Source organism: Thioalkalivibrio sp. ALE9, from assembly GCF_000377445.1.
Lineage (GTDB): Bacteria > Pseudomonadota > Gammaproteobacteria > Ectothiorhodospirales > Ectothiorhodospiraceae > Thioalkalivibrio.
The window spans coordinates 23,356-38,367 of record NZ_KB898133.1 but is presented as its reverse complement, the minus strand read 5'-3'; the positions used below and the strand labels follow the sequence as shown (position 1 = coordinate 38,367).

The following is a 15,012-nucleotide window of genomic DNA, read 5'->3' as shown; positions in this document are numbered from 1 at the left end:
CGTCGCCGCCACGCTGCGGGATCGGGGACGGTAGACATGGACCCCCTGACAAGGACGCACAACCCCGCTGCGCAAGCGCCTCGGCGAGAGGGCTAGTCGTGCGCATCTTCGGTCACTACATACGCCGCCGCGTGCTGATGCTCGCGGCCGCCGAACTGCTGGTGGCGTATCTGTGCCTGTACCTGGTGCTGACCTTGCCACCCTTTCAGCCGGAGGCCCTCAGCCTGCTGGACCCGGAGCTGGTGGCGGCGACGCTGGTCGTCCTGCTGGTGCTCACCCTGGCGGGCCTGTACGAGTCGGACTATCTGGCCACCCGCAGCACGCTGCGCTCCCTGTTGCGCCTGGTGCCGGCGCTGTTGTTCGTGGGCGGGCTGCTGCTCCTGTATGGGGCCCTGGTGCCGGCGGCGCTGTTTTCGCCAACGGCGGTCGGCGGCGGCGTGCTGCTGTTGCTGACCGGGCTGGTTGCCGAGCGCACCCTCTGGTGCAATTTCTCCGACGCCGACGCCTTCAAGCGCCGCATCCTGGTGCTGGGTACCGGCAGCCGGGCCCGCGCGATCGAGACGGTCCACGCGGACAAGGCCCCGGACGACCTGCCGTTCCGGGTGCTGGGCTACATCGCCACCGAGGGCGAGAAGGACTGCGCGCAGGATCCGGCGCGCCAGTTACAGCTGGGCTGCGATGCGAGTCTGCTGGAGATGGCGCGCGAGTTTCGGGCCCACGAGATCGTGGTCGCCATCCGCGACCGACGGGGCAACCTGCCCGTCCGGCAGCTGCTCGAGTGCAAGCTGAACGGGGTGGCTGTCACCGATGTGTCCAGTTTCTTCGAGCGCGAACAGCAGCGGGTGCAACTGGACTCGCTGAACGCCAGCTGGCTGATCTTCGGCGAGGGATTCCGCCAGCACTGGTCCCGCAACGCCATCAAGCGGACCTTCGACGTGCTGGCCAGTTCGATGCTACTGCTGGCCACCCTGCCGGTGATGCTGGTCACCGCCCTGGCCATCAAGCTGGAAAGCCGCGGCCCGGTGTTCTACTGGCAGACGCGCGTGGGGCTGGGGAATGTGCCATTCGAGGTCTGCAAGTTCCGCAGCATGCGCGAAGACGCCGAAGTCGATGGCGTGGCGCGCTGGGCGGTGCGCGACGACGACCGCGTGACCCGCGTGGGGCGCATCATCCGCAAGCTGCGTATCGACGAGCTGCCGCAGGTGATCAACGTGTTCCAGGGCAGCATGTCGTTCGTCGGGCCGCGCCCGGAGCGGCCCGTGTTCGTCGAGCAACTGACCGAGCAGATCCCCTATTTCCCGGCGCGCCACTCGATCCGCCCCGGCATTACCGGCTGGGCGCAGGTGCGCTACCCCTACGGGGCCTCGGTCGAGGACGCGCGGCAGAAGCTGCAGTACGACCTGTACTACGTGAAGAATCACACCCTGTTCCTGGATGTCCTGATCCTGATCGAGACGGTCAAGGTCGTCCTGTTCGGCCGCGGCGCGCGCTGATCCCGTAATGACCAGTGTTCCCCTGGCCGCGATCGGCTACCTGACAGCGGCACTGGCGTTCCTGGTGCTGGCGGTGGTGACGCTGGTGCGCTGGCGCAACCGGCCCTCGGGCCTGTGGGTGGTCCTGGCCGCGTTGCTGTCGGTGGGCTGGGCGGGCTACCTCGGTTTTCTCGCCTGGCAGTACGGGACCAGCGCGGCGATCTCCGGCGGCGTGATGGAGGTGGCGCGCAATGCCGGCTGGTTCGCACTCCTGCTGGCGTTGCTCGCGGGCAGTGGAAGCCGCCCGGGGGTCGATCCGCGCGCCCTGCGCTGGTGGGCCAGTGGTGTTGCGGCCTTTCTGCTGTTCATCCTGGTGCCGATGCTGTGGCCGCAGTTGCTGGGCGCGATCTGGCCGGGGCTGGCCACATTGCTGATGGCGATCGCCGGGCTGGTGCTGGTGGAGCAGGTCTACCGCAACACGCCGCCGCAGAATCGCTGGGAGATCAAGTTCCTGTGCCTGGGCCTGGGCGGCCTGTTCGCCTTCGACCTGTTCCTGTTCGCGGACCTGGTGCTGTTCCAGACCATCGACAGCCCGTCCTGGCAGGCCCGCGGGTTCGTGAATGCGCTGGTGGTCCCGCTACTGGCAATTTCGGTGAGCCGGCGCCTGCCGCAGCGCGAGGGGCCCACGGTTTCGCGCCACCTGCTGTTTCACACCGCGTCGCTGATCGGGGCCGGGCTGTACCTGCTGGCGGTCGGCGGCGCGGGCTACTACCTGCGCCACCACGGGGGCGACCTGGGTGCCCTGCTGCAGGTGACCCTCCTGTTCGGGGCGGTGCTGCTGCTGGCGGTGGTGCTCTTCTCCGGCAGCGTCCGCGCCCAGCTGCGGGTATGGCTGGCCAAGCACTTCTTCAACTACCGCTACGACTACCGCCAGGAATGGCTGCGCTTTACCGGAACCCTCGCGCAGACCGATGACGAGACCCCGTTCCGGCAGCGGGCGATCCAGGCCATCGGCGAGCTGGTCGAGAGCCCCGGTGGCCTGCTCTGGGTCCATCGCGACGACGGCCGCTTTGCCCTCGACGGCGTGCTGAACCTGGGCGAGCCGGAGTACCCGGCGCTGGAACCGGACGATCCCCTGGTGGCATTCCTGATGCGCTCCGGCTGGGTGATCGACATCGACGAGTTTCGCCGCGATCCGACGTTCTATCACGGGCTGGAGCTGCCGGCCTGGCTGGTGGACAACCCGCGCCACTGGGCCGTGGTGCCGCTGCTGAAAAGCGATGGCCTGGAGGGCTTTGTCGTGCTGGCCCAGCCGCGGGCGCGGCATCGCATCGACTGGGAGGAGCGCGATCTGCTGAAGACCGCGGGTCGCCAGCTCGCCGTGTACGTGGCGCTGGTCCAGACCGACGAGGCCCTGCTGGAGGCGCGCCAGTTCGAGACCTTCCATCGGCTGGCGGCGTTCCTGGTCCACGATCTCAAGAACGTCTCTGCCCAGTTGTCCCTGATCAGCGCCAACGCCGAGCGCCACCGCGACAATCCCGAGTTCGTGGCGGATGCCTTCCGCACCGTGGGCCATGCCCGCGAGCGCCTGGAGCGCACCCTGGCCCAGCTGCGCAAGGCCCAGCCGGGGGCCGACAGCCCGCGTCAGGCGATCGAGGTGGACGCCCTGCTGGAGGAGGTCGCGCACGACAGCCGCGAGGTTCGGCCGGTGCCCCGGGTCACGGTCGAGGCCAGCGCCGGAGTCCTCGGAAACCGCGACGCACTGCGGAATGTGCTGCTGCACCTGGTGCGGAATGCACAGGAGGCCACGCCGGATAACGGCGATATAACCATGACCCTGAAAACCCGGGATCAATGGGCCATCATCGAAATCGAGGACAACGGGGCGGGCATGGACGAGGACTTCGTCCGGCGGCGGCTCTTCCGCCCCTTCCAGACCACCAAGGGAAATGCCGGCATGGGCATTGGCCTGTACGAGGCCCGGGACCTGGTGGTCCGGATGGGTGGGCGGATCGATGTATCCAGCCGCGTTGGCGAGGGGACCGCCTTCACGCTGCGTCTGCCACGGTACGGCACATGAGGCGTCTTCGTGCCGTTCACCATCACGTCCTCGCGGGGCCGGGTGCAAAGTAATGGAGTCGATGCTCAAGCTGCTGATTGTCGAGGATGACGCCGGCCTGCAAAGCCAGTTGCGCTGGTGCCTGGACGGCTACGAGATCCTGCAGGCCCAGGATCGCGCGAGCGCGATGGCGCATATGCGCCGGCACGAGCCCGAGCTGGTCACCCTGGACCTCGGCCTGCCCCCCGACCCGGCCAACGCCACCGAGGGCCTTGCGCTGCTGGAGGAGATCCTGGCGTTCAACCCCGGGGTCAAGGTGATCGTGGTCACCGGCAATGACGATCGCGAGAACGCGCTGAAGGCCGTCGCCCTGGGGGCCTACGATTTCTACATCAAGCCCGTGGATGCCGAGCTCCTGCGCCTGATCGTGGACCGCGCCGCTCGCTTGTACGAACTCGAGGAGGAGAACCGCCGGCTGGCCCGTGGCAGCACCTCTTCGCTGTCCGGGATCATCACCTCGGATCCGCAAATGCTGCAGGTCTGCCGCATGGTGGAGCGCGTGGCGCCCTCCGACGCGACCGTCCTGCTGCTGGGCGACAGCGGGACCGGCAAAGAGGTCCTGGCGCGCGCCGTCCACGACCTCAGCAACCGCGCGAAGGAGCGCTTCGTCGCGATCAACTGCGCCGCGATCCCGGAGAACCTCCTGGAGAGCGAGCTGTTCGGCTACGAGAAAGGTGCCTTCACCGGCGCGACGCGCCAGACCATCGGCAAGATCGAGCATGCCGACAAGGGCACGCTGTTCCTGGACGAGATCGGCGACCTGCCGCAGAGCCTGCAGGCCAAGCTGCTGCGCTTCCTGCAGGAGCGCACGGTCGAGCGCCTCGGCGGGCGCAACGAGATCCCGGTGGATGTCCGCATCATCGGCGCCACCAATCAGGACCTCCAGGCCCTGATCCGGGCGGGCGACTTCCGCGAAGACCTGTTCTATCGCATCAGCGAGATCAGTATCGACATCCCGCCGGTGCGCGAACGCCAGGGGGACGCGACCCTGCTGGCCCACGCCCTGCTGGAGCGCTTCGCGCGCGAGCAGGGCAAGCCGCGCCGCGGCTTTACCGCCGACGCGCTGCGCGCGATCGAGGGCCACCCCTGGCCCGGCAATGTGCGCGAGATGGAAAACCTGATCCGGCGCGCCGTGATCATGGCCGACGGCAACCTGGTGACCGCGGAGGACCTCGGGCTCGAGGACCGCGACCAGGAAGCGCCGCCGGAGCGTCTGCGCGAGGCCCGCGACCGGGCCGAATACCAGTCCGTGATCAAGGCGATGGGCCGCTGCAACGGCAACATCGCCCAGGCGGCCGATACCCTCGGCATTACCCGTCCAACGCTCTACGGCCTGCTCGACAAGTACGGGCTCAGATGAGGCACACCATGGTGACTACCCGATACACGAAACAAGCATCCGGCCCGGCCCGGTCCCGTCACAATGGGATACTGCCGGGACGCCTGAAGCCGCTGGCGCTGGCGGTGGTCCTGGCCACCGGCGTGGGCCTGGCGGGCTGTGACCAGATCGGGACGGCCAGCGAACAGGACTACCTCGACCGTGCCCAGGCCCTGCAGGAGCAGGGGGACTACCGGGGCGCCCGCATCGAGTATCGCAACGCCCTGCAACTGAACACCGATGCCCCGGCCACGCGCCGCAGCCTTGGCGTGGTGTATCTGCAGCTGGACAACCCCGAGGAGGCCCGCCGCCAGCTGGAACGGGCGCAGTCGCTCGGTATCCCGGAGGCGCAGGTGGCGCTGCCGCTGGCCGAGGCGTGGTTCGCGACCGACCGCTTCGCGCGGATCCGGTCGCAGTCGGTGCCGGAGGATCTCGCCGCCGAGGAGCGGCCACGGCTGCACGCGCTGCGGGCGGTCGCCTTTGCCGCCGTGGGCGAGCGCGACGCCGCGGAGGCCGAGCTGGCACAGGTCGAAGCGTCCGAGCAGGCGCCGCTGCAGGCCCTGGCGCATGCCCATCTGTCGATGGCCGAGGGTGATGCCGAGCGGGCGATGGCCTCCCTCGAGCAGGCGCTCGATCAGGACCCCGAGCTGGCGCATGCCTGGAGCCTGCTGGGCGAGTACCGCCGTATCACCGGCGATTCCGAGGGCGCGGAAGAGGCCTTCACCCGGGCCATCGAGGTGCGCCCGGCTTCCGGACGTGACTACATGGCGCGCGCGATGGTGCGCCTGAATGCCGGCGATTATGAAGGGGCGCGGGCGGACGTCGACGGCCTGATGCAGGGTGGCTCGTCGCATCCCGGCGTGCATTACCTGGACGGGATGCTCCTGATGCAGGAGGAACGCTACAGCGACGCGCGCGCGAGTTTCGAACGGGCCGTGGCCGGCAATCGCACCTACAGCCCTGCATTACTGGGGCTTGGCCTGGCGCATCGCAGCCTGGGCAATCTGGAGCAGGCCGAGCACAACCTGAACCGGCATGTGCAGGAGAGCCCGGGATCGCTGCAGGGCATCCGTACCCTGACGGCGATCTATCTGGAACAGGATCGGGTGGAGGATGCGCTGCGGTTCGTGGACCGGGTCAGCCGCGACTACACCGGCGATCCCGCCGACATGGCGGAGCTGCGCGGGCGCCTGCTGCTGGTGGCCGGCGACTCCGAAGCCGGGATCGAAGCCTTGCGCGATGCCGTGGCCGCGAGCCCCGGCTCTCAGGGCCTGCAGGAACTCCTGGCGGTGGCGCTGCTCCGGGGTGGCGAGACCGAGGAAGGCCTGGACGTGATGCGTGCCGCCGGTGGCGGCGAGGTTACGGCGCAACAGGTCGATACCACCATGGTGCTCTACCTGCTGCAGGCGGGTCGCTATGACGAGGCGCTGGAACGCGCCCAGCGCCTGCAGGAGCTGGAGCCGGAGGCCGCCGGACCGCTGAGTCTCCAGGGCGCCGCGCTGATGGGACTGGACCGGACCGACGAGGCGCGCGCCGCGTTCCGCGAAGGGGTCGAACGTGACCCGGACGATATCTCCGTGGCGATGAACCTTGCCAGCCTGGAATTGCAGGCCGGCAACCGTGGCGCGGCACGGGAGGTCCTGGAAGCGATTCAGGATCGCCACCCCGGGCATGCCCGCTCCGCGCAGCGCCTGGCCAACCTGAGTCTCCAGGACGGGGACCAGCAGGGCGCCGCCCGCTGGTTTCGGGTGGCGATCGAGTCACAGCCCGAGATGCTGCCACCGCATCTCGCGCTGGCCCAGATCCAGCTCCAGGGCGGCCGCCCCGAGCAGGCACTGGAGACGCTCGAGGCCGCGAGTGAACATCATCCGGACAATCCCGACCTGCTGTATGCGCTGGCCGATGTCCAGCAGACGCTCAATCGGCCCGATGCCGCGGTCGCCAGTCTAGAGGCGGCCGTCGGGCAGGCGCCGGACAATGTGAACCTTCGGCTTGCCCTGGCCCGCGCGCATGCGCAGGCCGGTGACGAGGCCGCCACCGAGGCCACGCTGCGCGAGCTGCTGGAACGCCAGCCGGAACATTACCGGGCCCGCGTGCTGCTGGCTCGAGGGCTGGTCAACCAGGAGCGCACGGAGGACGCCCGGCCGCATCTGCAGCGGCTGGAAGAACGCTTCGAGGATCGCAGCGAGGTCCAGGCCCTGCTGGGACGTGCGGCCCTGCAGCGGGATGATCCCGCGGCCGCCGTGCGGCACTACCGGGCCGCGCTGGCGGACCCGGGTGGCCAGCGCCGGGACTGGGTCCATGAACTGGCGCGAGCGCAACGGGAATCCGGCGAGTTCGAGGCCGGCCAGGCCACGCTGGAAGACTGGCTCGACGAGCACCCGCAGGACCTGGCCACCCGGCACATCTATGCGGCGCAGCAGATGGCAGCGGGCGACGAGTCGGGCGCCGTGGCCTCGTACCGCCGCATCGTCGAGCAGGATGCGGACGACGTGATCGCCCTCAACAACCTGGCCTGGACCCTGCGTGAACGCGAGACCGAAGAGGCGCTCGGACACGCGCGCCGGGCCGCCGAACTGGCCCCGGAGGCGCCCCCGGTGCTGGATACGCTGGCCGTGGTGCTGATCCACGCAGGCGAGCCGGCCGAGGCTGCGGATATCCTGGGTCGCGCGCACGAGCTGGCTCCGGAGGATCCGGGCATCCAGTACCACCTGGCCTGGGCGGAAAGCGAACAGGGCGCACGCGACGCCGCCGCCGACCGCCTGCGGCAACTGCTGGAGTCGCACGAGGCGTTCCCGCAGCGGGCGGACGCCGAGGCGTTGCTCGAGCGCCTGTAAGCCCGAAGAGGTCCGACGTTCGAAGGGGCTGCCACAGGCAGCCCCTTTTTTCATGCCTGCCCGCACGCCTGCACGGCCGGGATGACGGTGTGTGGGGGTATGAGGCCGGGAATCTGGATGCCCTGTTCCGCCCCCTGTGGGAGCCTGCTCGCAGGCGAATGCCCCTGCCCGCGTCCGGCTCTGGCAGGAGCTTCGCCTGCAAGCAGGCTCCCACAAGGATGTTTCCACCGCGCACCCCTCTGTCGTCATCCCGGAGACCGCGCAGCGGTTATCCGGGATCTGCCGGGATCTGCCGGGATCTGCCGGGATCTGCCGGGATCTGCCGGGGGCTGGCGCGGCGTCGGTGGCGGGGGTGGGAGATCCCGGCTCTTCGCTTCGCTACGGCCGGGATGGCGGAGTGTGGGGGAGTGCAGCGGTGGGGAATCCGGATGTCCTGATGTGACCCCTTGACCCCTGTGGGAGCCTGCTCGCAGGCGAATGCCCCTGCCCGTGCCCGACTCTGGCAGGGGCTTCGCCTGCAAGCAGGCTCGCACAAGGATGCCTCCGCCGCGCGCACCTCCCCCTGCCGTCATTCCGGAAACCGCGTAGCGGTTATCCGGGCTCTCCGGGGTTTGCACGGCGTCGGCGGCAGAGTCTGGAGATCCCGGCTCTTCGCTGCGCTACAGCCGGGATGACGGAGTGTGTGGGAACGCTGTGGGCGGGATGACCGGAGGGAGCCTTGGGGGTAGGGCATCCAGGGTGTTGGTCTGGCGTATGGCCGGAGGGCGGGCAGAAAAAAGGGCTCCGCGGAGGGAGCCCTTAACTCGGTGACCCCACAGGGGGGAGTGGGTCACCAAGGCTGTTGGTGGTGCGTGTTATGCGGCCTGGCGGTGGGTGCTGTTGGAGCGGCGGCGCATGCCACCGACGCCGATGAAGCCCGCCAGGATCAGCAGGGACAGACCCATCAGCGCCAGGGTACCCGGCTCCGGCACCGCGAAGCGCAGGCTGCCGTCATGGGTGGACTGGGTTTCGCTGAACAGGCTTTGCCCATCGCGCTCGTCGCCGTAGACATTGTTGGCATCAGCACCGAAGAAGGTCTCCGGCGGCGGTTCCTGGATGGTGCCCGCGCTGGCAAAGGCCGAGACGATGAACGTCGGGGCGCCTTCTTCGTCTTCGATCAGGTCTGCGAAGTCGATGCCGTCAGCGGTGAACCAGAAGCCCGGCAGCACGCTGGCCACCTGGAATTCGAAGGTGAAGGTCCCTTCGATGAAAGCCCCGCCCTGGCTCTCGAATTCCAGGATGCTGTTACCCGATTTCAGGGTCATCTCCATGACCTGTTCGCCAGCGCTGAAGTGGGCCTGCGCCGCTTCATAGTCTTGGCCGAAACCGGGGTTCGGGTCGGCCATGAACAGACTAAAGCAGCACCCGACCCCGGTATAATTGGCGTTGACGACATAGTTTCCGCCCACGGTACCGGTGCCGGTAATCACGCCGCGGAGCTCGTCCCAGAGCAGCCCCATAGAGTATGTACCGCCAAGGAAGTCGGGGCCGGACTGGGGTGCGGCACCGCCAGCGGAGGTCCGGAAGGACCCGGCATCGCCGTAGCCACGGTCATAGAACACATCGCCAACCTGAACCGGGTCCAACGGATCCTGAACGTATTGGAAGGTCTGGGTGTTCAGGTCGAACTGGATACGGCGGACGTTTTCGACCGAACCGCTGTAGTTCGTGGTGGCGTCGAGGTTGATGTCGAAGTCAATGACTTCCGCTGCCGTCGCCGTACTCGCACTGGCGGCGATCATGCCGACACAGAGCGAAGCGAGAAGTACTTTTTTCGCGTTCATGGGGCTCTCCTGATGCTCAATTTACAGCGATTCAACCATCGCCGGGGTCTGGCCTGGTGGCCGTGTCTGTTGCTTTCGGTTGAATACAAAGCAGGCTCCGTGCCAATTTCCCGGCTCGGGGTGGAGGCCTCTCAAGACATTGAAAATAAAGGAGGAAAGTGGGGGTCATGTGCTGGGCCATGGGCCGCGTGATCGCAGGAGGGTCTTGTGGCCGGGGAACTGTAAAGGGTGTCGACGAGCGGGCCGGCTGGATGAGGCCGTCAGGACGCCCGAAACCGGAGAAACCGGTAAAGAATGTGCAAAAACAGAGGGTTGTTCGGATTACTTGGCTTGTAAAGCATCTCGACAGGCCGGCCGCCAGAGGCGCGACCGGGGGCTCGGTCAGGCCGCGCGGGCCCGCGCGAGCCGGTGCCCGACGACCAGCAGGGCCGGGAGGACCAGCAGGTCGAACAGCAGGGCCGCGATCAGCCCGAAGGCGGTCAGCCAGCCAAAGGCGGCCGTGGGCTGGAAGTCGGACAGGGCCAGCAGCAGGAACTGGCCCACCAGCACGATGGTGGTGGCGGTGATCGCGCGCCCGCTGCGGCGGAAGCTGCGGGCGAGCGCCCAGGCAACCGGGCTGCCCCGCCCGCGGCGCTGACGATAGTTGTGCAGGACGTGGATGGTGTCGTCCACGGCGATCCCGATGGCGACACTGGCAATCATGGCCGTGGCCATGTCCAGCCAGATGCCGAGCAGGCCCATCAGGGCGAAGATCATCGCCACCGGTGCCAGGTTGGGGATCATGCTGAGGACGGTCAGCGGGATCGAGCGCCACATCAGCAGCATCAGAAGCGTGATCATCGCGGCCACGGCATACAGGCTGTGCAGCTGCCCCTCGATCAGTAACCGCTCCTGGTCCGCGAACAGTCGGGCCATCCCGGCCATGTCCCATTCCAGGTCGGCCGGCGGGTTGGCCTCCAGGTGGTCGCGCAGATCGTCCATCAGTGCGTTGATGGCCCGCGCCCCGTGGGCGTTCAGGTTGAGCAGGATGCGGCTGCGTTCGAAGTCGCGGTCGACGGCATCGAACAGGTCGCGGCCGTCGTAGATGAACAGGTACTGGGCGACCAGGTTGGGGTCGTCCGGGATGCGCCGGAAGGCCGGGTCTTCCTCGTTGAAGGCCCAGTGCATCTCGGCGACGAGATCCGGCAGGGACAGGCTGTAGTCCACCTCGGGGCGCTGGTCCAGCCAGTCCTGCACGCGCTGGATGGCCAGCATCCGTTCCGGGTCCTGCAGGCTGTCCCAGTCCGGCCCGTCGAACACCACCTCCAGCGCCATTACCCCGGAGAGTTCGCGCTCCACCGCGCGGGTCGCCTGGGTGATCGAGTGGTCGTCGTCGAAGAAGGCGTAGAGATCGGTTTCGACCTCGACTTGCCGGATCTGTGGGATCGCGAGGGCCACCAGGATGGCGGTGGCCAGCAGGACCCAGCCGGCGCGGCGGATCGCCAGGTGTGCCGCCAGCGCGGTGAAGCGGTCGAGCAGGCGCAGGCCGCGCTGCGGGGCGAGCCAGTCGCCGCGATCCCAGCGCACCATGATCGCCGGCAGGAGCAGCAGCACGACCGCCGCGGCGAGCAGCACGCCGAAGGCCCCGATCAGACCGAAGGTCTCGATCGGCCGGATGCTGCTGACCTGCAGCGACGCCAGCCCCGCCGCGGTGGTCAGCGCCATGAACGCGGTGGGACGGGCCACGGCGGCCAGCGCCGCCTCCACGCGGGCGCGTCCCCGGTGCCCGCGCTGCGCGGCATGCAGCAGGGCGTTGAAGAAGTGCATCAGCATCGCCACCGTCAATGCGGTCAGCAGGGGCGGCAGGATGGCGGAGATCAGCGTGAACGGCCGGTCGAGCAGGATCAGCAGGGCGATCGCGGGCCCGGTGACCGCGCTGATTGTGGCAGCGGACAGCACGACCACCAGCGGGCGCCGGAACAGCCACCACAGCAGCAGGAGGCTGATGGTCATGGTGCCCGGAACCAGGAAGGCGAGGTCCTTGACCATGGCCCGGAGCTGCGCGACATCCAGGGCGATATGGCCGGCGATGGCGGTCAGCTCGCCTTCCAGGTCGTGCTCGGCGATCCGGTCGCGGAGCAGGCGTTCCAGCTGCAGGCGCTGCAGGCTGTTTTCCAGCGCGTGCGGGCGCACGACCACCGCCAGCGCCTCGCCGCCGGGGCCGGCTACCAGGCCGGGGGCGAAGCGGTCACGCAAGACCCGCTCGCGCCATTCATCGGCCGTGCGCTCGTCCAGCGCGCGGCCGTCCACCAGGTGGTCCACGGTGAAGCCGTCGGTCGTGGCCCGGATGTGGTCCAGGGTGGTGACCGACAGGACCCGTTCGACGCTCGGATCGGCCTCCATGTCGCGCACCAGCGCGTCGATGCGTTGCAGGAAATCGGCCTCGAACAGCTCGCTGCCGGTAAACAGGCCGACCAGTACCTGATCCTGAGGGAAGCGTTCGCGCAGTTCGCGATCGAAGGTGACGGCCGCGGCGTCCTCGGGGAAATAGGACTCGGGGGCGTTATCCAGGTTGACCTGCAGAAGAACGGGGCCGGGCAGTAGGATCAGGAGGGCCAGGATGCCCAGGGCCAGCAGGGGGTGCCCCAGAAGCCAGCGCATCAGAACTGGCCCCGCCAGCCGGTGACGAGCATGCGGTTGTCACGATAGAAGCCCCCGGCCGTGCCCTCGGCCCCGTCCAGCCAGTGCAGGCCGATATAGAATTCCATGGGTTCGCGGGCGATCCATGCCAGTTCCGGGTTCAGGTAGACGTCGCGGCGGTTGAGCCCGATCGAATAGCGCAGGCGGGCCCGCCAGTTGTAGTCGGCAAACGGGCTCTCCAGTTCTCCGGTCAGGAAGTAGCTTTCGCGCGCATCCAGCATGTCGCCGGCGTTCAGCAGGTGCTGGCCCGCCAGCTGGGTGGTCATGCGGAAGTCCCCGTCTCCGGGGAAGCCCTCGGCGCCGACCACCCAGTCGACCCCCTCCACCGTGGTCTGGCGCAGGTCATCCGCGCGGGTCACCGGCACGTCGCTCAGCCAGGCGGCCTCGGCGCGCCAGGTCCAGGCGCCGGTGGCAAAGGCGGTGTCGCCGCCCACCACCCAGGTGCGCGGGTGGACGGCCTCCAGCGTCGGGTCCCCGGGTGGCTGGCCGGCCAGGATGGCCTGGCGGGTGTCGGTATCGAAGCGGTAGTAGGGCTGCGAATGCCGGGCCCGCTGGACGGTGACGGCGAAATCGGCGCCGCGGCCGGAGCGCCCCAGGCGCACGCCGGCGCCGCCGTTGCCGGAGACATCGTCGTCCAGCGCGGCCTGCTGGATCACCGGCGCCAGCGCCGGGTCCTGTGGCAGCCCCAGCAGGCGTCCGCGGTTGCGGTCCACCGGGTGCCAGAGGCTGTCAAGGTCGGGCAGCTCCGCCGGCCGGAACAGGGGCAGGAAGACCAGGTCGGCATGCCACGGCCCCTGGAAGAATTCCGCGCGGATCGCCGGGTTCGCGCGGCGCCGTTCGCCGTACGGGTCCAGGCCGAAGCGGGTCAGGTCCTTGGTGCTGAGCCGGTCGGTCGGCGGGATCTCGTCCACCCGTCCCCACAGGATGCGCTGGGTGCCCACGGTGACGCGCGTACGATCGCCCCGGTAGCGCAGGAAATTTTCGTCGTAGTCGGCGCGTGCGCGGGTGGTGCTCGGGTAGTTGCCGCCCTGCTGGGCCTGGATGTCCGCGCGCGCGCCCAGGCGCAGCTCCCAAGCCTCGTTCAGGTCGCGTCGGGCGCTGACCACGCCGCGGCCGTGCTGCACATGGTCCACGGGACGCCCGGATGTGCCCAGCACGCCCAGTTCGATCCGGGCGTCCTCTACCCGCAGGTCCCAGGCGGCGGCGCCGGTCTGGGTGTCCGCGTCCGCATCCTCGGCCGACTCCTCGCCGAATACGAACGCGCGCTGTGCTTCGTCTTCGGCATCACCGTTTGGGGTGTCGCGCGACGGTGCCGGAGTGTCAGGCGCGGCGTCGCTCGCGGGAGCGGAGGATGCCTCAGCGACGGCGACGGGCGCAGCGGCGGGCCCAGCCGTGGGCATGTCCGGGACCTGCAGCACCGCGCCGGCGCGCAGGGTATGCACGTCGCCGTCGAAGGCGTGCGGATTGTGTTCGAACAGGCGCTGGACCATCTCCCGAGTGGGGATGCGCGGGTCCGGGCGCAGGCGCTCGGCCACGCTCCACAGGGTGTCGCTGGCGCGCACGGTGTAGTAGTTGCCGGCGCCCGGGATGGGCGCGGGTTCGGTGCGCGCAAGCTCGTCCGGCGCGGGCGGCTGGAGCGTCGCCTCGGCCTTCAGGCCCTCGGGCCCGCCGTCAAAGGCATCCGGGTTGCGGGCATACAGCGCCTGCGCCATGGCCTGGATGCGGACGGACGGGTCGGGGCGCAGATCGCGGGCGATGCTCCAGAGGGTGTCGCCCGGCTGCACGGTATAGGGGGCCGGCGCCGCGGCGGCCAGCGGCATTGGCCCCAGCACCAGCAGCCCGGCGAGCACCGTGGCGCGCCATCCCCTGGGCCGGGGCGTGGGCGCTTCATGGGCGATAGGGGCGCGCAAGGCTCGGGTCCGACAGGCCGCGGAGGGTGAACAGTTCGTCCGGGAGGCCGCTGTTGTAGGTCACGTCCTCGACCTCGAGGATGGTGGTGCGGCCGCTGGCAAGATCGGTCATGGAGCTGCGGGTTACCGTCCAGTAGCCCTGGATCTCCTCGATCCGCTGTACCTCCAGGCGCTTCGCGGGCTCGTCGCCCCCTTCGTACAGGTCGATACGCAGCGGCAGGAGGGTCTCCTCGTGGATCCAGCTGACCCGCTTGCTGTAGACGGAGTTGCCGCTGTCCACGGGCACGCTCTCGAGCACGGTGACCGGGGTGCCCTCGTAGGTATCCTCGCCCAGGATGCGGTGGTGGTCCTTGTGCGGTTCGCGGTCTTCCAGGTCCTCGAAGTAGAGCTCGGACTGAACGAAGCTGCCACCCCGGTTCTCGCTGCTGATGCGGCGCTCGCGCTGGATCGCGGGCAGGTAGAGCCACTGGTCGACATCGCCGCCCGGGTGGTTGTGGACCAGAATGGCCGTGTCGGCAATGTTGCGCGGCGACGTAAAGCGAATGAGGTTGCGGCTGGCACCGGGCTCGTCGCCATCCAGCCGGTACTCGTAGCTTTCGCGCACGCGCTCGCGGCGGCCGCCGCCGGTGAGTGTCATGATCCCCCGGGTGACGGCATCGTCCCCGTCCGGGCGCTCGTGGACGGCGCGGGCCAGCTCGCGCGCCGCGGATTCCTCCGCCAGGGCCGCGGCCGGCAGGGTGGCGACCGCGAGCAGGAGGCCCGCGCCGAGCAGCATGGCGGTCCGGTTCATCATG

8 protein-coding genes are annotated in these 15,012 nt (G+C 69.0%); 4 read left to right on the top strand and 4 right to left on the bottom strand.

The features are described from left to right. The first annotated feature begins 98 nt into the window (after positions 1 to 98). The 4 genes from D106_RS0111965 to prsT all read left to right on the top strand — a co-directional run bounded on the left by D106_RS0111965 (position 99) and on the right by prsT (position 7,806). Entirely contained in the window at positions 99 to 1,493 is a 1,395-nt protein-coding gene (locus tag D106_RS0111965; RefSeq protein WP_018880176.1) for a TIGR03013 family XrtA/PEP-CTERM system glycosyltransferase, read from the top strand. 7 nt (positions 1,494 to 1,500) lie between these two features. Then, the gene (prsK, locus tag D106_RS0111960; RefSeq protein ID WP_018880175.1) at positions 1,501 to 3,552 is read left to right on the top strand and encodes an XrtA/PEP-CTERM system histidine kinase PrsK; all 2,052 of its coding nucleotides are present in this window, start codon (positions 1,501 to 1,503) and stop codon (positions 3,550 to 3,552) included. Between the two features lie 61 nt (positions 3,553 to 3,613). After that, positions 3,614 to 4,951, top strand: coding sequence for a PEP-CTERM-box response regulator transcription factor (prsR, locus tag D106_RS0111955; RefSeq protein WP_018880174.1), 1,338 nt, complete (start codon positions 3,614 to 3,616; stop codon positions 4,949 to 4,951). Between the two features lie 8 nt (positions 4,952 to 4,959). Next, complete coding sequence (gene prsT / locus D106_RS0111950) at positions 4,960 to 7,806, top strand: XrtA/PEP-CTERM system TPR-repeat protein PrsT (protein WP_018880173.1); 2,847 nt, start codon at positions 4,960 to 4,962, stop codon at positions 7,804 to 7,806. Positions 7,807 to 8,660: 854 nt separating this feature from the next. Here prsT and D106_RS0111945 read toward each other — a convergent pair. From D106_RS0111945 to D106_RS0111930, 4 genes are all read right to left on the bottom strand, one after another. After that, a complete protein-coding gene (locus D106_RS0111945) occupies positions 8,661 to 9,629 on the bottom strand; it encodes a PEP-CTERM sorting domain-containing protein (RefSeq protein ID WP_026280656.1) in 969 nt (322 codons plus the stop codon). Between the two features lie 381 nt (positions 9,630 to 10,010). Continuing rightward, a complete protein-coding gene (locus D106_RS0111940) occupies positions 10,011 to 12,269 on the bottom strand; it encodes an RND family transporter (protein WP_018880171.1) in 2,259 nt (752 codons plus the stop codon). After that, on the bottom strand, positions 12,269 to 14,158 hold the full coding sequence (locus D106_RS0111935; protein WP_018880170.1) for a LysM peptidoglycan-binding domain-containing protein: 1,890 nt from the start codon (positions 14,156 to 14,158) through the stop codon (positions 12,269 to 12,271). Before D106_RS0111935 ends, D106_RS0111940 begins: the two co-directional genes overlap by 1 nt. A 37-nt stretch (positions 14,159 to 14,195) precedes the next feature. Next, the gene (locus tag D106_RS0111930) at positions 14,196 to 15,011 is read right to left on the bottom strand and encodes an outer membrane lipoprotein-sorting protein (protein WP_018880169.1); all 816 of its coding nucleotides are present in this window, start codon (positions 15,009 to 15,011) and stop codon (positions 14,196 to 14,198) included. Between the last annotated feature and the right edge of the window lies 1 nt (position 15,012).

Bases quoted from the DNA above. Each gene is read 5' to 3' on its own strand.
- prsK (WP_018880175.1), top strand. From the start codon at position 1,501: ATGACCAGTGTTCCCCTGGCCGCGATCGGCTACCTGACAGCGGCACTG.
- prsR (WP_018880174.1), top strand. From the start codon at position 3,614: ATGCTCAAGCTGCTGATTGTCGAGGATGACGCCGGCCTGCAAAGCCAG.
- prsT (WP_018880173.1), top strand. From the start codon at position 4,960: ATGGTGACTACCCGATACACGAAACAAGCATCCGGCCCGGCCCGGTCC.
- D106_RS0111945 (WP_026280656.1), bottom strand. From the start codon at position 9,629: ATGAACGCGAAAAAAGTACTTCTCGCTTCGCTCTGTGTCGGCATGATC.
- D106_RS0111940 (WP_018880171.1), bottom strand. From the start codon at position 12,269: ATGCGCTGGCTTCTGGGGCACCCCCTGCTGGCCCTGGGCATCCTGGCC.
- D106_RS0111930 (WP_018880169.1), bottom strand. From the start codon at position 15,011: ATGATGAACCGGACCGCCATGCTGCTCGGCGCGGGCCTCCTGCTCGCG.